Raw genomic sequence first — 17,991 nt, 5'->3', positions numbered from 1 at the left:
CAAGTCAAACGAAAGCGAAGGTTCGGTGATGCTGCCGTCCGTCGGTTCCTATGAACTTGCCCTGACTGAAGCCCATGTCGGCCTGATAGGCAAGCGGCATGGTTGCGCCGGTCATCGTGTTGGTTCCGGTCCCCCCTCCGCGAATGTGGGTGAGCCCAACGAAGCCGTCGAAATCGGTGATCTGCGAAGGATCATTGATGTTAGCCAGCGGCGTTGCCGGATTGAGTGGATTGTGGTGAACGAAGATCCCGAAAGGTTTGAGAGCCGTGAACCCGCCGGGAATTGGATTCGGACCAATGCAGGCGCCATGCTCTCTGTCGTGATCATCATCATCGGCATGAATCCATTTCGGGCTTGCCAAACCGATGCCGAATGTCAGGCCAGCTCCGCGCAGGAGATTGCGTCGGCTCAGCCACCGTTTTGGCGATGCGCCAAAGCTCTCTCGATCCATGTTTTCCTCCTTGTCGCTCACATGAGTTCATGGCACAGCCTGTGTCACGGCATTGCTGCGACACAGGACGTGCCTTGATACGCAAATGAGCGTATTTAGATTTGTTCCGAGAGTTCGTCCCAGGACCCAAGGACCGTATTCGTCGCTGCGGGGGTGCGGCAGCGATGGCGTGCTCGCCAGGAGTGTGAAGTGCTTAGGTGAGTAGCGGCACGTAGCCTAGACCCGCATTGCGCCAGTGTCAAACAAATTCTTTCAGAGATGCCAGGGTTAGTCTCTCAGCCGCGACTTTACAATGTCACAATGCCGGTCACCGTCCGCTCATACGCGAAGATCAACCTTGGATTGGCGATTGGCCCATTGCGGGAAGATAGATTTCATGAACTGCGGACGGTGTATCAGATCATATCGCTCCACGATTTGGTGAAAGTGGAGATAGGGCGGGGGACCGGCATCGAGATTCGCTGCAAGAACCCGCGCGTTCCTACCGACGAAACGAACACCTGCTATCGCATTGCAGATCGGTTCATGAAGTCCATCGGGCAGCGTGGGAAAGTGGCGATCACGATCGAGAAGAACCTGCCTTTGCAGGGCGGATTGGGCGCAGCTTCATCGAACGCGGTTGCAAGCTTGCTGGCTTTGGAGCGAGAAGCTCAGCGAGCACTCGATGCAGAGGATCGGCTGCGGATTTGCGAAGAAGTTGGCTCCGACCTCCCTCTCTTCTTGATCGGCGGCACCATTTACGGCCAAGGACGCGGAGAGCAGGTACTTCCTATCGAAGGTCTCCCCAGCGTGGATTGCGTGGTGGTTACGCCCGAGATCGGGGTTGCCACACCGCAGGCATTCGCGGATTGGGATGCGCTGGCGGAGCGCGAGACCATGGAAATCACGGGCTCGCGGGCATCTTCGTCGCGGACAGCTACTTTGACCGTTGTTCCGCAATCCGCTAAAATCGTATCGTTCAGCCGCGCTGTGTATTCGTGGCTGAGTAGCGGTTACAAGACTCCAGTATCCGGTGTTCCCGCACGAGGCGGGGACCGAGCCGAGACACAGCTTCTCGACCTCGTCCGTACCGGGATTGAGAACGACTTCGAACGCGTCGTATTCCCTCAACATCCCGAATTGCGTGACGTTAAGCGTGTGCTCTACGGCCAAGCCGGAGATGGAGCGCGTTATGCTTCGCTCTCTGGCTCGGGCTCGGCGGTCTACGGATTGTTTGACTCGAAGCAGAAGGCCGAGGCTGCAGCGGAAAGAGTGCAGGCCATGGGCCACGCCGCGCATGTAACAACTACGCTGACAAGAAACCAATACTGGGAGACAATGTTAGTTAGCCGCTGACGCTCGCGGTGGCACTCAGCAGTCGGCATTCGGCAATCAGCAGAACCTCGATGAATAGCTGAAGCTTGATTGAAGACTCATTGTTCCAGTCAAACGCAGGTAACCGAAAACAAGTTTTAGTCAGCGTAGGAATTCTTGGGCGGTCGACTAATGGTAGGTCAAGTGCCTTTGGAGCACTTTGTCTAGGTTCGAATCCTAGCCGCCCAGCCAGGAAAACCGGATTGAACACGGAGGGCACAGAGGACACAGAGGAAAAGCAGAACGAAATGTGCATTGGGGTTCCTGCCATCATTTTTGGATTAGCGAGAAATTCAAGATTAAGACGGAACCCACCTTCGTTTCCTCCGTGTCCTCCGTGTTCAATCCAAGGGTAGTTGGTAGTTCCCCATCGGAAAGAAAACCAGCTTTCACGAGGCTTGAGGAATGACGACGACCGCAATTGCAGTAGAGAAGCAACAGCAGCAGAAGGGTCAGACGAACGTGCAGACGCCGCCGGCGCCCAAGGTGGAGCGCAAGCCGCAGCGGCATCGTGATAATGATCGTTTCAAGATCTTCTGTGGTTCGGCCAATGAGAAACTGGCAGACGATATCTGCAAGTTTCTCGAGATCCCCCGCGGACAGGCGCATTTGCAGCGCTTCTCCGACGGCGAAGTTTATTTTCAGTTGCTGGAGAACGTGCGCGGCGCAGACGTGTTCGTCGTGCAGCCCACGTGTTATCCGGTCGATCAGCACCTGATGGAGTTGCTGCTGATGATCGACGCGCTCAAGCGAGCTTCGGCGCGGCGTATCACGACGGTGATTCCGTATTACGGATACTCGCGGCAGGATCGCAAAGACAAGCCGCGCGTAGCAGTCTCGGCAAAGTTGGTAGCGGATTTGCTGACTACCGCCGGCGCGCATCGCGCGCTGGTAGTTGATCTTCACGCGCCGCAGATCCAGGGATTCTTCAACATCCCGGTGGATCACCTGTTTGCCTCGCCGGTGCTGGTGTCGGCGGTGAAGGAATTGAATTTACCCGACCTCACGGTGGTATCACCGGATGCGGGCGGCGTGGAGCGCGCGCGCTTCTTCGCCAAAAAAATGGACGCAGCGCTGGCCATCGTCGATAAGCGCCGCACAGACATCAACGTGACCGAAGTGATGCACGTGATCGGCGACGTGAAGGGGCGCACTGCACTGATTCTCGACGACATTATCGACACGGCAGGCACGCTGGTGAAAACCGTCGATGCGCTGCTCGATGCCGGCGCGAGCAGAGTTCTCGCGTGCGCGTCACATCCAGTGCTGTCGGGCCAGGCAGTGGAGCGAATCCACAAGTCGCGACTGGAACAGGTGGTCGTGACCGACACGATCCCGCTCGGCGAAGCGGCGAAAGCCGAGCCAAAAATTAAAGTGCGATCCATCGCCGGCCTGCTGGCCAGGGCGATTGAGAGCATTCACGAAGAGACGTCGGTAAGTAGTCTTTTCAGTTAGAAAGTTCGGAGGATTTCGCGATTGGGTGATTTCGTGATTTCGCGATTGAAAATCACGCAATCACGAAATCGCGAAATCACGAAATTCCTAAGCAGTTTCGAACTTAGAAGGACTTTATGGCAACTCAAGAACTAGTAGAAACGCAACCGCGGCCGGAGCAGGCGCGGACGAAGAACGCGGCGCGTCGTGTGCGGGCCAGCGGACGTATTCCCGCCATTGTCTATGGCGCCAAGAAGGACTCGGTTCCTGTGACGGTCGATCCCAAGCAGATCGGCCGCATCCTCCACTCCGACAGCGGACACAACACCGTATTCGACCTGAAGGTCGGCGGCGAGCAGACCAAGGCCATGATCGTCGATTGGCAGTACGAACCCATTAAGGGAACGCTCATGCACATCGACTTGAAGCGCATCGCCATGGACCAAGCCTTGCGGGTGGGCGTGCCCGTGCAGTTGACCGGCGTTCCTGAAGGCGTGAAGACACAGGGTGGAATCCTCGAGCAGATGCTGCGCGAAGTGGAAATCGAGTGCCTGCCCGGAGACATTCCGGATCAGATCGATCTGGATGTCACAGCACTCGTCTTCGGACAGGTGCTGCGCGTCTCCGATCTGCCGCACAGCGACAAGATCAAGTTCGTGACTGACGAGACGCAGCCTGTTGCGCACATTACCTCGGTGAAAGAAGTCGTCGAGGCAGCTCCGGCTGAGGCTGGTGCAGAAGCGGCGGCTGCAGCTCCGGCTGAGCCTGAAGTCATCAAGAAGGGCAAGCAGGAGACCGAGGAAGCTGCGCCTGAAGCGGGCGCCAAGGCCGAAGGCGGTAAGAAGACCGAGGGCAAGAAATAGGAGTGAAGCTGGTTGTCGGTCTCGGCAATCCGGGTATCGAGTACCAGTTCACGCCGCACAATCTCGGATTTCTGACTATCGATCGCCTTGCGGAAGGGGCGAACGTCGATGTCGCGAGCCGCAGATGTCAGGCGGCAACCGCACGAACGAAGATCGCCGGACACGAGGTCATGCTGGCCAAACCAGAGACGTTCATGAACCTGAGCGGTCTCTCGGTGCGCAAGCTGGTCGATGAGTTCGAGATCGAGCCGGCAAATGGATTGATCGTGGTTTACGACGAGCTTGATCTGCCTTTCGGTACGCTGCGCATTAAGCAGCGCGGCGGAACGGCAGGGCATAACGGCGTCGAATCGCTGGTCGGCTCGCTGGGAACTGATGAGTTCATCAGGGTCAGATTGGGAATTCAGCCCGATCATCCGGTGCGCGACGGCGCGAAGTTTGTGCTCGGTCAGTTCAAGAAATCGCAGCTCGAAGCGGCGAGCGACTTAGTCGATCGCGGAGCCGATGCCGTTGAAGCGATTTTGAAAGATGGGGTGGCTGCAGCGATGAATCGCTTCAACCAACGCCTGAAGTAACGGAACCGCTGGCGGTAGCCAGTGGGCCGGACATGGCCGGAGGCCAGCTCCGGGAGACGCGATGCTCACGCAATCCAGGTGAAGCGCAGCCGCAAAACAAGCGGCTGCCCCATCGGCTACCGCCGACGGTTCTGTAGACGAGTTTCGAAAGAGAGGAAGGAAGAGTCAGTACCGTCCGCGGTAGCGGATGGGTCAGCCGATGAGGGTTGATCACCCACTCCGGCTAGCCAGGACGGCACCGACCGAAACAGAATGCAACGTACATACGAAGTGATGTTTATTATCCGGCCCGACCTGCAGGAGGAAGATCTCGACAAGCTGATCTCCAACCTCGAATCGCAGGCGACTAACGCTGGAGCAACTGTAAAAAACGTGGAACGCATGGGCAAAAGACGCCTCGCGTATCTGGTGCGCAAGTTCACGGATGGTTTTTACGTGCTTCTCACCGTCGAAGCCGATGGCAAAGCGATCCATGAGATTGAGCGCCGTCTGCGCGTCTCGGAACCGGTGATCAAGTTCATCAGCGTCCGCGTGGACGAAGAGCAAAAGCGGCTGGAGAAGATCGCTAAAATCCGCGCGACGAAAGTAAAGCGCTCGGCGTCAGAACCAGCGCCAGCACCGGCGGAAGCGACACCGGCACCGGCGGCAACGGCGTGAACAAGCTGCTGGCTACTAGCTGCTAGCTTCTAGCCTGCGCATTCAAGTTGCAAACCGCTGCGTCGAATTCGCAGTTGTGCAGTTCTCGGCGTCGAAGGAGAAGCATAACCACCGGCGCACCGTTGAATTTACCGAGCGAGCTAGAGGCTAGTAGCTAGCCGCTAGTAGCTCTTAGGAGATCTATGTCAGACACACCAACACCAGCCGGCACAGCCGGCCCAAGTCAAGATCGCGGACCTCGTCGTGAAGGACGTCCAGGCGGACCTGGCGGACGCGAGGGCGGACGCAAATTCTTCCGCCGCAAAAAAGTCTGCAAGTTCTGCGTCGAAAAGATCGACGCCATCAACTACAAAGACGTTCGCCTGCTCTCGGGCTTCGTAGCCGAACGCGGCAAGATCGTCCCTCGCAGGTTGACCGGCGTTTGCACGCCGCATCAGCGCAGATTGAGCGCCGCCATTAAGCAGGCGCGCAACATCGCCTTGCTGCCGTTCGCGGCGAGGTGAGAAGAGGCTGCTGGCCACTGGCTGCTGGCTTCCGGCTTAGGTCTGGAAGTTTTGCCAACTCGTTGCTGGCTGCGTGACTATTCGAAACCAATCTGCTGCTGCGCAAATGAGAGGCTTGGAACTGCGCGAAGTTAGCCGGTGGCCAGTGGCCAACAGCCAGCAGCCCTAGGAGTTTTCATGGAAGTCATTCTCAAAGAAGATGTCGAAAAGCTCGGCCATCGCGGCGAGATCGTCAAAGTCGCTGAAGGATATGGCCGTAACTTCCTTCTACCGCGCAAGCTTGCGATTGAAGCGAGCCGCGCCAACAAGGCGGTCATCGAGCAGATGAAAGCTGCTGCTGTCCGCAAATCAGCGAAGGAGAAGACCGGCGCCGAGGCTCTGGCTCAGCAGCTCAACGACGTGCAGCTCACCTTCCAGCGCAAAGTCGGCGAGAAGGATCACCTCTTCGGCTCTGTAACATCGGCGGATGTCGCGTCTGCCCTCGAGACTAAGGGCTTCACCGTCGATCGTCGCAAGATTCACCTCGATGATCCGCTTAAGAGCTTGGGCGAATTCCACGTGCCGATTAAGCTGCATCGCGAAGTCACCGCCCATGTGAAGGTCACAGTGAATCGCGAGGGCGGCGAAGCGGGGGCCTAGTGATGCAGTCGCTGCACGAGTTGGAGAGGCGAGCCGAAGTGCATCGCCTCGAAGCTCTAAAAAAGATCGAAGCTTTCTCCGAATCGTCGGAACAGCAGGAACTCGGGACCGGAGCCTCCGTGGACGACGGTCCCACAGAACCTTCCTCCAGCGCTGTCGCAGCATCCCACCAGCACCGCTGATCTCGCATCGCACTATCGGGGAGACTCGATAGCCATGCACGAAGATCTCGAAAGATTAACCAAAGCTCTACGCTTCACCCTGGGAGCGACTGCCTGCGCCGCCGGTGCCGATAAATTTTTTAACCTGCTTACCGATTGGGAGAAGTATCTGTCTCCGATGGTAGCGGAGCGTCTGCCGATGAGCCCAGGCGCATTCATGCGTATCGTCGGCGTGATCGAAATGGCGGTGGGAGCGGGCATGTTGCTGGGATATGAAAGGCCAGCAGGATATGTGTGCTCCGCGTGGTTACTAGGCATTACCGGCAATCTGCTAACAAAGCCAGAGCACCTCGATGTCGCCGCACGCGACCTTAACATGGCGCTCGAAGCTTTTACCCTAGCGACACTAGCAGGCTTGAAATCCAAAGCTGCCCAACAACACGAAGAGGAAATTCTTGAAGCCGCTTAACTCTGGACCTTTCGAATTCGGTGGGCCACTCAACGTGATTTGATGACTGGGATGCCTTGCGTCGAAACAGGTGCAGGCCTTCAGACCGACCACGAGAAGAGGTGCGGCTCGGCAATTCCATTCATCAAACACGGCGAGAACAGGCCCTAACCTAATTTGCAGTCGGGGAACTCAGGATGGCGATGCTTCCCGAATCGGCGGCCTCGATGATGCGGTCACCATCGAGAAAAAGGCAGCGTTGTGCATCGACGGCGAGACATGTGGCTCCTGCTTGTCGCATCGAATCGATCGTTGCCACTCCAATCACCGGAACATCGAAGCGCAAATCCTGATTCGGCTTGGCGACCTTCACGACTGTCAGCGCGCGGCTCAAAAACGATTCCGGAGTTTCATCATGGTGCAGCGTGCGCATGATCTCGCCGGCACGATGAATAGTTGCGTCGGTTCCCTCCATTGCTTCGACAGCCACACACGCTGATTCCGCAATCACTACGGTTTGCCCGATGTCGTGCTGCGCCAGCTCGCGCGCCACTTTCCGGCCATACTCGATATTTCTCTGCTCGGCTTCATTCGGTGCGCGACGCGTGAGAACACCTTCTCTCGCCAGAAGCGGATCGAGATAAGAAGTCGAACTCAGCATGGTAATGCCTTCGTCAGCGAGAACCTTGGTCACGGCCCCGAGCAGCGAATCGGTATTGCGAGTTCCGAGTGACAGCAGCAACTTCGCCAGCCTCCAATCAGGACGAATGCTGGAGAATATCTGTTTGTGCTTCACTTGGCCCGCCATGATGGCGCGAGCCACGCCCTCCTTGTGAAACGTCTCAATCAGTTTCGATAGCTCCCCAAGCGAAAGCCAGTGCAGACGAATTTCTGAATCATGCGCAGCGCGGTCCTTGATCTCCGGTTCCGTTTCTTCCTTGATTGCCGCAACGATTACTCGCTCGCCTCTGGCGCGGGCAGCATCGAGAACCAAAAAGGGAAAGCGGCCGTTGCCGGCAATCAGGCCAAGCGGGCCGGGAGCATCGGGTGATCGGGTCGAGGAATCGGGTGATCGGGTCATCGGGTGATCGGGTCATCGAAATCGGGCTCTTGGCGTTCGGCTGTCGGCGTTCGGCCAGCGACCGCAGTGTCACTCTCGCTTCGTTCACGCAAAGGCGCCGTTGGCCGAATGCCGATTGCCGAATGCCGACTGCCCGATTTCACTTCAGGATTCCCCGCTCAGAAGCCTCGACGAATTTCACCAGCCGCTCAACATCTTCGCCCAAATCGCCTTCGGCTTTCAGTTTTGCCACGGCCTCACCGATATTCATTTTGGAACTGAGCAGGTGTCGATATGCGGAATGGATCTTGCGCAAACGCTCTTTTGTAAACCCTTTCCGTTGCAGTCCCACTGAGTTCATGCCAAAGGCATGAACATCGCGCTTGGCGCTGGTCAGGGAAAAAGGAAGCACGTCTTGAGTAATGGTCGTGCCACCACCGATGTACGAGTAAGCGCCAATGCGGACGAACTGGTGCACCGGGCAGAGCGCGCCGACTACCGCGTACTCCTCCACCGTCACATGTCCGGCGAGTGTTGCTGCGTTGGCCATGATCACGTTATCGGCAATCGTGCAATCGTGCGCAATGTGCGTATAGGCCATGATCAGACAATTGCTGCCGACGCGGGTCACTCCTCCACCTGCCGGCGTGCCGCGATGGATGGTCACACTCTCACGAATGGTGTTGTTGTCGCCGATTTCAAGGCGGGTCTTCTCGCCTTTGAATTTCAAATCCTGCGGTTCAAGACCAAGCGTGGTGAACGGGAACACGCGATTGGAGTGCCCGATGCGAGTCGGACCTTTCAGCACAACGTGGGAGAGTAGTTCGCAGTTTTCGCCGATCTCGACATCGTCGCCCACAATGCAGAAGGGGCCAATCGTGCAGCTCTCAGGAATGCGCGCAGCGGGATCGACGATTGCAGTCGGATGAATTCTGGCGCTCACGCAGGCCGGCTCACCAATTGACATGTGACCGTCGCCTCGCAGGCGAGCTTGTCGCCAACGTAAACGTTGCCCTGCATCTTTACTGCAGTGGAACGCCATGCGAGTACATCAACTTCGACGCGAAGCTGATCACCAGGTGTAACCGGCCTGCGGAACTTCGCACGCTCAATGCCGGTGAAGACCATCAGCTTCTGATCGCGATCGGGAATCTCGGTGAGCAGCAGAGCGCCTCCAGCCTGTGCGATCGCTTCGACGATGAGCACGCCAGGCATGATGGGATAACCGGGGAAGTGTCCCATGAAGTGCGGCTCGTTCGCCGTGACATTCTTGATGGCGACAATCCGCTTCTTGCGCTCGATCTCGATCACGCGATCGATGAGCAGAAACGGGTAGCGATGCGGCAGAATCGCCTGAATTTCCGTGATGTCGAGCGTCTTCTTTTCGATCGCGGGAGCTTCAGCTTCTATCGTCGAGACGCTATCTTGTTCTTCTGCATTCATGGTACGGATTGAACACGAGGTCACGGAGGACACAGAGGCTTCTTCTTCTGGTTTCCGAATCGCTCCCGTCGAGCTGAGAATCGGCGAGGCAGTTCACGAACAGAGAGAAAACCTTCGTCTCCTCTGTGCCCTCCGTGTTCGCTCTTTTCCTAAGCGGGGAATTATAGTTTCTCGCCGGACTAGTTGGCGAATCGACGCTGGATGGTAAGCTCAACAGCGCATGATTTCGCTTGCCCACGCACGCGCGCGCCAGGAGCAGCTCCTCTCCGACCTGAAAGCAATGGTCGAGATGGAATCTCCCAGCAGCGATAAGGCCGCGCTCGATCATCTCGCTGAATTCCTAGCTTCCAGACTCGAACATTATGGAGGCCATGCCCAGATCCACTCCGCTGTCGAAACCGGCAATCACGTTCAAGCCGACTTTCCCGGAGTGACGGATGGCAAGCCCGTGCTGCTGCTGGGTCACATCGATACTGTGTGGGACTTGGGCACGCTCAAGCAGATGCCGTTTCGAGTCAGTAACGGACGTGTCTGGGGACCAGGCGTACTCGACATGAAAGGCGGCGTTGCCATCGCTCTGCATGCGATGGCCCTGCTGCGGGAGCACCACAGCCCTCATCCTCCCGTTCGCATGTTGTTTGTTTCCGACGAGGAAATCGGCAGCCACGTGTCTCGCACGATCACTCAGAGGCTCGCGCTGGAGTCTCAAGCCGTGCTCGTGCTCGAGCCCGGGCAGGGACTCGAAGGCGCACTCAAGACTTCGCGCAAAGGTGTAGGCGTGTACGAGATCAAAGTCACGGGAGAAGCGGCGCACGCCGGAGTTGATCCCGGACAGGGCGCCAGTGCCATTCACGAACTCGCTCATCAAATTCAAACCATCTCTACGTTTACTGACATCAAGCGTGGAATGACCGCCAATGTAGGCCTGATCCGGGGTGGCACCCGCAGCAATGTGATCGCAGCCGAGGCCTGGGCCGAGATCGATGTTCGCGTCAAGACCGCCGCCGACGGCAAAGACATCGACCAGAAAATGAAGGCCTTACGTCCACGAGACTCGCGCTGCAAGATCGAAGTCACAGGACAAATCAACCGACCGCCCATGGAACGCACGGAAAGAGGAGTAGCTCTGTATCGCAAAGCGGCCCAGGTAGCCCAGTCGCTCGGCTTCAAAGTCGATGAACAATCGACTGGAGGCGGTTCGGACGGGAATTTCACGGCCGCTTTGGGAGTCCCTACCTTAGACGGGCTCGGAGCAGTCGGCGAAGGGGCCCATGCGACCAACGAGTCGATCCTGCTGGACCAGATCGCCCCGCGAACGGCATTGCTGGCGGGACTGATCGCTTCGCTATAAGCTCTGTCATTCCGAACGCCTGATTTTGGCGGAGGAATCTCTATGCACAGCCGTGAGGTTGAGGAAATTGGCACCGCTTCCGGTAGTCTCTTTGAGCTAGCTAAATGAGGACACATAGCTCGTCAAAAGGGATTCCTCACCCTAAGACCAGCGGTTCGGAATAACAAAACAGAGCCTCCGGGCCGCGTTCAATTGCTCGCATCTTTTCCGACGAACCCGGGTTTACTTTGACGCAGGCGGCATAAACCGCCTATCATCAGCTATACAGCATTCATTTGGGGGTAGTTCATGTTTGGCGGCAAATTAGGCATTCCTGAGCTTCTGCTTCTGCTCGGCATTGCCCTCCTGATTTTTGGACCGGGCAAGCTGGCCGACTTCGGCAAAGGTCTCGGCGAAGGCATCAAGAATTTCAAGAGCGCGGTAAAAGAAGGCGAGCACAGCACCACGACGGAAGAGAAGAAGAGCTAGTCGTACTCTTTCCCTCCTGACGCTCTACTGCTGCGCTCCAAGCGCTTCCGGTGCATGCTCGCGGAGCATGCGATACACCAGCGGCACCGGCAATCCCACTACATTGAAGTAGCAACCTTCGATGCGCGAGATCCATCGCGATGCGATGCCTTGGATCGCGTATGCGCCTGCCTTGTCCATCGGCTCGGTTGTCGCGACGTATGTGTAGATCTCCTCTTTACTGATCGGCTGCATGAATACGGTTGTGATTTCGGCAGCGTCGTGCGATTGCCATGTGCTGCCCTGCTTCCACATCAGACACACGCCCGTAATCACATAGTGACTGCCGCCGCTCAGCATCTGCAGCATACGTGCGGCATCGTCGGCGTCGCGCGGTTTTCCCAGCGGAGTTCCCGTTTTGAGATCGAGTACGACTTCGGTGTCTGCAGCAAGAATGGCATTATCGTCATTCGAATGCTGAGCGACTGCGCTCGCCTTCTCGCGTGCTAGCCGACGCACACACGCTTCCGGCGTCTCCCCTGGCCGATGTTCTTCCGGCGCATTGGATGGTTGTACCGAAAAAGGAATCAGCGCGTTTCGCAAAAGCTGCTGTCGACGCGGAGACGCAGATGCGAGAATGAGCATGACCTACTCTAAATTGGGCGCGGCAAGATCTGATATTTCGCGCTTTCCTGATTTCGCGATTTCGTGATTCAAATCACATGTTGGGAAATGTCTTCACCGCAAGATCGTTCTCAGCAGATTTGCTGTTTGTATCTGCTCGTTCCGCGAAGCATTTTCTCGCGCGATTCCCGACAGGTGATCGGAGACGGCAATCACTGCGGCGTTCCCGCTCAAATACATCCGTGCCGACGGATCATCGATGCGCCATCCGTTTTTGTAGCGAATCAGATGAAAACGGACAGCCTGGGTTGACGACTTTCCATCCGCGGCATCGGCCGTAAGATGACCGGCTACTCGAATCTTTGCATCGACTGTTCCTGAGCTTCCCTGCAGATGTAGCCGCTCGATTTTGAGCGACTCGACGATGACCAGGTCGCTTGCTTCCTCCCATCGATCCTGCCGCTCGTCTGAAGGGTTGCTCCAGAGCTGCAAAACGGCTTGCTCGAATGCAGCCTTTGTCGGCCGTTCCCGATTCAGGAAAATGACTTCTGTGTACTCCGGTTTTAGAGGCGCCTGCACTGCCTTCGCCGCTGACTTTGGCTCATCCGAATCGAGTTCCGGCGTCGCAGAGGATGACTCGTCGGCCGCGGCTCGCAACGTATTGGCACTGAACGCGCGAACGCGCTCGCCCGCATGCAGCAGATAACGAAAGAACCGCACCGGGCCCCGTCTGCGCCATACCGGAGAATCGTACATGTCCACTTTGGGCCCAGTGCTGAGAGCGCTGTAGAAGGAATGCTCGCTGGGATCCACGACGAGACCGACGTGACCGCGCCACACGATCAGATCGCCGGGCTGCGGTGTCCGTACTCGCTCGAAGGTGTCCACGCCACGATAAAGATCCATGGAAGGCGCGTACGTATAGTGCAATCCCGCAAGATCGTAGATATCGTGCACCAAATGCGAGCAGTCCTCTTCCGGATCGATTTGGGAACTATTCTGCCGCGCATTCTCTACGATCGCGGCTCCTTCGCGCCAAGTTAGCGGGCGCGCATCATTTTCGCTGCGCGCGCTCGTGCTTGATTCGGGTGAGACTTGCGCGCACAGAGCACATCCGACCAGCAAATTGAAAACCAGGAAAAGAGACTTCATAGCTACTCTGAATCCAACCCAAGTTTGATGCCGAAATCTCGTAAAGCGAGCATAACGAAAGTGCCTGCGGCTTTGGATCAAAGTCGATTACCAGGTATGTACTTGGGAGTAACCGACTCAAAAACCGCCACGGATCACACGGATTTTACGGATTGCGCGGATCAGATAGGGAAAACGATTCGGCCACGAGAATGATTCGGCCACGCTCAAAGCTCGTCTTTGATCCTGAGATCGTCCGTAGCATCCGTGCGATCCGTGGCGGTTTTCCGAACCAGCCTCATTTACACTGAACTCCCAATTTCCTTCAGGAGAGCCGATTGAACTTCGCAAAACGCGCAGTCCTGTTCGTGCTGCTTGCGGTGAGCCTTTCAACCGCGCAGATCGATAGCTCTACTCGCGAACTCTCACGCGACATCTTCAAGCAACTGATCGAGATCAACACAACCGATTCTGTCGGGAACGTGACCACGGCCGCTGAAGCCATGGCGCAGCGGCTGCGCGACGCTGGTTTTCCCGATTCGGACATTCAGGTAATCGGTCCAAATGATCGCAAGAAAAACATGGTGGCACGTCTGCACGGAAGCGGCAAACATAAACCTGTACTGCTGATCGGACATCTCGATGTCGTCGAAGCCAAGCGGAGCGACTGGACCACTGATCCGTTTCAGTTCGTCGAGAAAGACGGCTATTTCTACGGACGCGGCACGCAGGACATGAAAGGCGCCGACGCCGTCCTTGTCACCACGATGATCCGCTTCAAGAAAGAAGGGTATCGTCCCGATCGCGACATCATTCTCGCCTTGACCGCCGACGAAGAAGGCGGAAGCTCCAACGGAGTCGAATGGCTGGTGAAAAACCATCGCGACTTGATCGATGCGGAGTTCGTGCTCAATCCCGATGCCGGCGGAGTGCAGCTGGAAGGCGGTAAGCCGCTGATGATGGAAATGGACGCCACGGAGAAGCTCTATTCCGACTATCGCCTCACCGCGACCAATCCTGGCGGACACAGCTCTCTTCCGGTTCCCGACAACGCCATCTATCACATCACTGACGCGCTCTCGCAACTCGAGAAATTTCAATTTCCCTTCGAACTGAACAACGTCACGCGCGCGTACTTCGCGGAGATGTCGAAGATAGAGAGCGGGCAGCGAGCGGCAGACATGAAAGCCATCCTCTCCAATCCTCCGGACCAGCAAGCACTTGCGCGGCTCTCGCAGGATCCAATCAACCACGCACTGATGCACACGACTTGCGTTGCGACACGCATCGATGGTGGCCATGCCAACAATGCACTTCCCCAGACCGCTCACGCGAATGTGAACTGTCGCATTCTTCCTGGCCACGGAATCGACGAGACGCGCGCGACGCTGATCAAAGTTTTCAACGATCCAAAGGTCACAGTAAATGACGTAGCCAATAACGGTGAGATCGAAACCGGACCGTCCCAGCGAAAATCGTTTCCGCCGCCTCCGTTGCTGCCGCAGGTTATGAAACCGCTCGAGCAGATCACGCAACAGATGTGGCCGGGCACACCGGTTGTGCCCTCGATGGCGACCGGAGCTTCTGACGCGGTGTACACGATTCCGGCCGGGCTGCCGACCTATGGCGTCTCCGGCCTGGCGCTGGAAAACAACGATATTCGTGCGCATGGCAAAGATGAGCGCCTGCCGATCAAGTCGTTTTACGACGGCGTGGATTTCTACTATCGCTACTTGAAACAAGTTACTTCGGAGGACTACAAATAACAGTTCCAATTTTGTACTCGGCCAGTGCCGCTGGAATGTATTCTGCGCGCGCAACGAAACGGGCGCATCGCGCATCCTACGCAGCGCAGCAGCGTATGACCGGCCCCCGCGCTGAGGTGCGGCGCCATGAGCAGTCAGCCGAACATCGAGCCTCCTCGCGAAGATTCGTTCGACGCGAACTTCTGCTCGCGGCTCATTAACTCGCTCGATGCCATCATCTGGGAAGCCGACGCCAAAACTTTTCAATTTCGATTCGTAAGTCCGCAAGCCGAGCGCATCCTCGGGTTTCGTCCGGAGCAGTGGATCAGCGAACCTGATTTCTGGCGCAAGCACACGCATCCCGACGACGTCGAATGGTGCGCAGCCTTTTGCCGCGATTGCACAGCGCGCGGCGTCGATCATGTTTTCGAGTACCGAATGGTTGGACCCGATAATCGCGTCGTGTGGCTCCGCGATGTCGTCACTGTAGTCAACGATCCTGGGGAGCGTCCTGTGCTGCGCGGGCTGATGCTCGACATCACGGAACGCAAGCGCGCCGAAGAGAATCTCACGCGAATCAGTACGGCCGTCGAACACTCGAGTGATGGCATCGTGATCGCCGATCCGCCGGGAAATTCGCTCTACCATAATCCTGCTTTCATCAAGCTCACTGGATACGACATAGAAAGCATTAAGCCCATCGGCGGTATTCCCGCTTTGATCATCGATCCAGCTCTTCAGCTGCAGATCCGCGCAGCCGATCGAGCCGGCGCTTCGTGGCACGGAGAAGTCGCGCTGCGCACAAAGCCGGGCCGCACCAAGGTGTTTTACGTGACTCGTGATCCCATTCGCGATTCTCAGAACCGTGTGCTGGGCGTGGTCAGCATTTGCGAGGATCTGACCGAGCGCCGCGAGATGGAGCGCCAATTCCGCCATGCGCAGAAGATGGACGCAGTCGGACGTCTCGCCGGCGGTATCGCTCATGATTTCAACAATCTCCTCAACGTGATTGGCGGCTACGGCGAGCTTTCGCTGATGCGGATCCATGCTGACGATCCCATCGCCCGCTATCTGCAAGGCATCCGCCAAGCGGTGGAGCGTGGAGGCTCGCTTACGCGCCACCTGCTTGCATTCAGCCGCCAGCAACTGCTCGAGGCGACGGTGCTGAACCTGAATCAGGTAGTTGAAGAAATGTCTGAGATGCTCCGGCGCGTGATTGGTCCGACGATTGAGTTCAACACGTCCTTCGATTCGCAGCTGCGGCCGATCAAAGTGGATCGAGGTGAGCTCGAGCACCTGATCATGAACATCGTGGTGAATGCTCGCGACGCCATGCCTCAAGGCGGCGTGCTGGAGATCCGCACGGCGAATGCAACTATCGATACGCAGAACTCGGCCGCGCGCGCGCATCGCGTACAGGCGGGAGAGTATGTGTTGCTCTCCATCCGTGATTCCGGAATGGGAATGGACGCCAATACGCAGCAACGAATTTTTGAACCATTCTTCACCACCAAAGAATTCGGCAAGGGCACTGGGCTTGGCCTTTCCATCGTCTATGGCATCGTGCAGCAAAGCGGAGGCTTCATCACCGTGCAAAGCGAAGTGGGCCAGGGCAGCACGTTCGAGGTGTATCTCCCCCAGGCTTCCGGAATTGCGCAGCCGTCTACGCATGACGAACATGCGGCAACGCGCGAAAAAACGCACCACGGTACCATCCTGCTGGTGGAGGATGAAGCAGCTTTGCGCGAACTTACTCGCGAGGCCCTTGTCGCCCGCGGCTACGACGTGCTCGAAGCCCCAAATGGGAATGAGGCGCTCGCTCTGTGCCAGAGTCATTCCAGACCCATCGACCTCATGATTACCGACGTAGTCATGCCTAAAATGCGCGGCGACGATCTCGCGCGCCGAGTTAAGGAACTCCATCCGGAAGTCCGCGTTCTTTTCACTTCTGGCTATGCCGCTACCTCAATCGTCGAAGCCATCGAGAACGCTTCGTTCCTGCAGAAGCCCTATCGCTTCCGCGACCTCGCTGAACGTATTCGACAGATTCTCGATCAGCCCAATCACGAACAGAACCGCCGCCGGTAGCCGGTGGGTCGGAGATGGCCGGATGGCCAGCTCCGAGACTCGTTGAAGCGCGAACTGTCGATTAACGCAGCCGCAAAACACGCGGCTGCCCCACTGTCTACCGGCGGCGGTTCTGTTCGTGATTGCGGAATGCTTTAGTCTGACTACATGGAGATTCATCTCACTCCAGTTGAAGCTCGCGTTCTCGGCTCGCTGATCGAGAAAGACATCACCACGCCCGACTACTATCCGCTGTCGCTGAACGCGCTGGTGAACGCATGCAACCAGAAGAACAATCGCGAGCCGGTCATGAATCTTGGCGAGAACGCTGTACGCGACGCCCTCGCCGGCTTGCAGGATCAGCGTCTGGCTGGTCCTGCCCGTGGCGCCGATAGCCGCGTGATCAAGTACGAACACCGCCTGCAGGAGGTGTTTAATCTCACGCGCGGTGAAACCGCGTTACTGTGCGTCCTGTTGCTGCGCGGTCCACAAACTCCCGGCGAGCTGCGCGGACGTACCGAACGCATGTTCCGCTTCGAACACCTCGACGACGTCGAAGCCGCGCTGCATCGCCTCATCGAACGCGAGCCTCCCCTGGCAAAGATCTTGCAGCGCCAGCCGGGGACCAAAGAAGCACGCTACGCGCATCTGCTCTCGGGCGAACCTCAGCAGGATGCCATCACGTCTGCCAGTCCAGCGGCAACTTCGGTCGATGGCGATCGCATCGGCAGACTCGAAGCTGAATTAGCGGAACTCCGGCGGGAAGTGCACAGTCTGCGTCAGGAGTTCAGTGACCTCAAGAAGCAGTGACGGAACCACCGCCGATAGGCGGTGGGTCGGTGCTGGGCGCTTCGCCCAGCACCGAGCAAGAGTGAACCTGAGTGCCAGAAGAAGCGCAGCCGCAAAACCCGCGGCTGCCCCACCGGCTACCGCCGGCGGTTCGTTTGGTCTCGTCCGATCTCATCTGATCTCGTCAAATCCCATCAGATATCTCGTCGATCCCCGACGAGATATCCCATCGCGCGATCTCATTTAATCT

At 57.4% G+C, this 17,991-nt stretch carries 19 protein-coding genes and 1 tRNA gene; 14 read left to right on the top strand and 6 right to left on the bottom strand.

Features of this window, described 5'->3' with window-relative positions; genetic code table 11:
- Nucleotides 1-4 precede the first annotated feature (4 nt).
- On the bottom strand, nucleotides 5-451 hold the full coding sequence (locus VFU50_13425; GenBank protein ID HEU5233858.1) for a hypothetical protein: 447 nt from the start codon (nucleotides 449-451) through the stop codon (nucleotides 5-7).
- Between the two features lie 300 nt (nucleotides 452-751).
- Here VFU50_13425 and VFU50_13420 point away from each other — a divergent pair, with 300 nt between their 5' ends.
- From VFU50_13420 to VFU50_13380, 9 genes are all read left to right on the top strand, one after another.
- A complete protein-coding gene (locus VFU50_13420; GenBank protein HEU5233857.1) occupies nucleotides 752-1,786 on the top strand; it encodes a 4-(cytidine 5'-diphospho)-2-C-methyl-D-erythritol kinase in 1,035 nt (344 codons plus the stop codon).
- 136 nt (nucleotides 1,787-1,922) lie between these two features.
- A tRNA-Gln gene (locus VFU50_13415) sits at nucleotides 1,923-1,996 on the top strand.
- A gap of 213 nt (nucleotides 1,997-2,209) precedes the next feature.
- Nucleotides 2,210-3,259, top strand: a complete 1,050-nt coding sequence (locus VFU50_13410) for a ribose-phosphate pyrophosphokinase (protein HEU5233856.1) — start codon at nucleotides 2,210-2,212, stop codon at nucleotides 3,257-3,259.
- Between the two features lie 116 nt (nucleotides 3,260-3,375).
- Complete coding sequence (locus VFU50_13405; protein ID HEU5233855.1) at nucleotides 3,376-4,101, top strand: 50S ribosomal protein L25; 726 nt, start codon at nucleotides 3,376-3,378, stop codon at nucleotides 4,099-4,101.
- 2 nt (nucleotides 4,102-4,103) lie between these two features.
- On the top strand, nucleotides 4,104-4,676 hold the full coding sequence (pth, locus tag VFU50_13400; protein HEU5233854.1) for an aminoacyl-tRNA hydrolase: 573 nt from the start codon (nucleotides 4,104-4,106) through the stop codon (nucleotides 4,674-4,676).
- A gap of 252 nt (nucleotides 4,677-4,928) precedes the next feature.
- Nucleotides 4,929-5,333 (top strand): 30S ribosomal protein S6, encoded by a 405-nt coding sequence (rpsF, locus tag VFU50_13395; GenBank protein HEU5233853.1) that lies wholly within the window; start codon nucleotides 4,929-4,931, stop codon nucleotides 5,331-5,333.
- Nucleotides 5,334-5,515: 182 nt separating this feature from the next.
- Nucleotides 5,516-5,836, top strand: coding sequence for a 30S ribosomal protein S18 (gene rpsR, locus VFU50_13390; GenBank protein HEU5233852.1), 321 nt, complete (start codon nucleotides 5,516-5,518; stop codon nucleotides 5,834-5,836).
- 177 nt (nucleotides 5,837-6,013) lie between these two features.
- Nucleotides 6,014-6,475 carry a 50S ribosomal protein L9 gene (rplI, locus tag VFU50_13385; protein HEU5233851.1) on the top strand — a complete coding sequence of 154 codons (462 nt, stop codon included), beginning with the start codon at nucleotides 6,014-6,016 and terminating at the stop codon, nucleotides 6,473-6,475.
- Between the two features lie 216 nt (nucleotides 6,476-6,691).
- The gene (locus VFU50_13380; protein ID HEU5233850.1) at nucleotides 6,692-7,105 is read left to right on the top strand and encodes a hypothetical protein; all 414 of its coding nucleotides are present in this window, start codon (nucleotides 6,692-6,694) and stop codon (nucleotides 7,103-7,105) included.
- 151 nt (nucleotides 7,106-7,256) lie between these two features.
- Here the strand turns inward: VFU50_13380 and lpxI are convergent, their stop codons facing one another.
- From lpxI to fabZ, 3 genes are all read right to left on the bottom strand, one after another.
- Nucleotides 7,257-8,165, bottom strand: coding sequence for a UDP-2,3-diacylglucosamine diphosphatase LpxI (lpxI, locus tag VFU50_13375; protein HEU5233849.1), 909 nt, complete (start codon nucleotides 8,163-8,165; stop codon nucleotides 7,257-7,259).
- Between the two features lie 139 nt (nucleotides 8,166-8,304).
- Nucleotides 8,305-9,087, bottom strand: a complete 783-nt coding sequence (lpxA, locus tag VFU50_13370; protein ID HEU5233848.1) for an acyl-ACP--UDP-N-acetylglucosamine O-acyltransferase — start codon at nucleotides 9,085-9,087, stop codon at nucleotides 8,305-8,307.
- On the bottom strand, nucleotides 9,084-9,587 hold the full coding sequence (fabZ, locus tag VFU50_13365; protein HEU5233847.1) for a 3-hydroxyacyl-ACP dehydratase FabZ: 504 nt from the start codon (nucleotides 9,585-9,587) through the stop codon (nucleotides 9,084-9,086). Before fabZ ends, lpxA begins: the two co-directional genes overlap by 4 nt.
- A 220-nt stretch (nucleotides 9,588-9,807) precedes the next feature.
- Between fabZ and VFU50_13360 the strand changes: the two genes are divergently transcribed.
- Both VFU50_13360 and tatA read left to right on the top strand, forming a co-directional pair.
- Nucleotides 9,808-10,938: a M20 family metallopeptidase gene (locus VFU50_13360; GenBank protein ID HEU5233846.1), complete on the top strand. Its 1,131-nt coding sequence runs from the start codon at nucleotides 9,808-9,810 to the stop codon at nucleotides 10,936-10,938.
- Nucleotides 10,939-11,226: 288 nt separating this feature from the next.
- Nucleotides 11,227-11,406 carry a twin-arginine translocase TatA/TatE family subunit gene (tatA, locus tag VFU50_13355; GenBank protein ID HEU5233845.1) on the top strand — a complete coding sequence of 60 codons (180 nt, stop codon included), beginning with the start codon at nucleotides 11,227-11,229 and terminating at the stop codon, nucleotides 11,404-11,406.
- Nucleotides 11,407-11,430: 24 nt separating this feature from the next.
- Here the strand turns inward: tatA and VFU50_13350 are convergent, their stop codons facing one another.
- Together VFU50_13350 and VFU50_13345 are read right to left on the bottom strand one after the other, a co-directional pair.
- A complete protein-coding gene (locus VFU50_13350) occupies nucleotides 11,431-12,030 on the bottom strand; it encodes a Maf family protein (protein ID HEU5233844.1) in 600 nt (199 codons plus the stop codon).
- A gap of 93 nt (nucleotides 12,031-12,123) precedes the next feature.
- The gene (locus tag VFU50_13345) at nucleotides 12,124-13,161 is read right to left on the bottom strand and encodes a hypothetical protein (GenBank protein ID HEU5233843.1); all 1,038 of its coding nucleotides are present in this window, start codon (nucleotides 13,159-13,161) and stop codon (nucleotides 12,124-12,126) included.
- Nucleotides 13,162-13,478: 317 nt separating this feature from the next.
- On the opposite strand from VFU50_13345, the gene VFU50_13340 reads away from it, so the two are divergent.
- The 3 genes from VFU50_13340 (at nucleotide 13,479) to VFU50_13330 (ending at nucleotide 17,762) form a co-directional block, all read left to right on the top strand.
- On the top strand, nucleotides 13,479-14,906 hold the full coding sequence (locus tag VFU50_13340; protein ID HEU5233842.1) for a M20/M25/M40 family metallo-hydrolase: 1,428 nt from the start codon (nucleotides 13,479-13,481) through the stop codon (nucleotides 14,904-14,906).
- A 126-nt stretch (nucleotides 14,907-15,032) separates the two neighbouring features.
- Nucleotides 15,033-16,973 (top strand): PAS domain S-box protein, encoded by a 1,941-nt coding sequence (locus VFU50_13335; protein HEU5233841.1) that lies wholly within the window; start codon nucleotides 15,033-15,035, stop codon nucleotides 16,971-16,973.
- A 147-nt stretch (nucleotides 16,974-17,120) separates the two neighbouring features.
- The gene (locus tag VFU50_13330) at nucleotides 17,121-17,762 is read left to right on the top strand and encodes a YceH family protein (protein ID HEU5233840.1); all 642 of its coding nucleotides are present in this window, start codon (nucleotides 17,121-17,123) and stop codon (nucleotides 17,760-17,762) included.
- Nucleotides 17,763-17,991: the final 229 nt, after the last annotated feature.

The sequence above is a fragment of the Terriglobales bacterium genome, from assembly GCA_035764005.1.
Taxonomy (GTDB): Bacteria; Acidobacteriota; Terriglobia; order Terriglobales; family Acidobacteriaceae; genus Gp1-AA112.
Note: the sequence above shows the minus strand (reverse complement) of the source record. Positions and strands in the feature narration are given on the sequence as shown.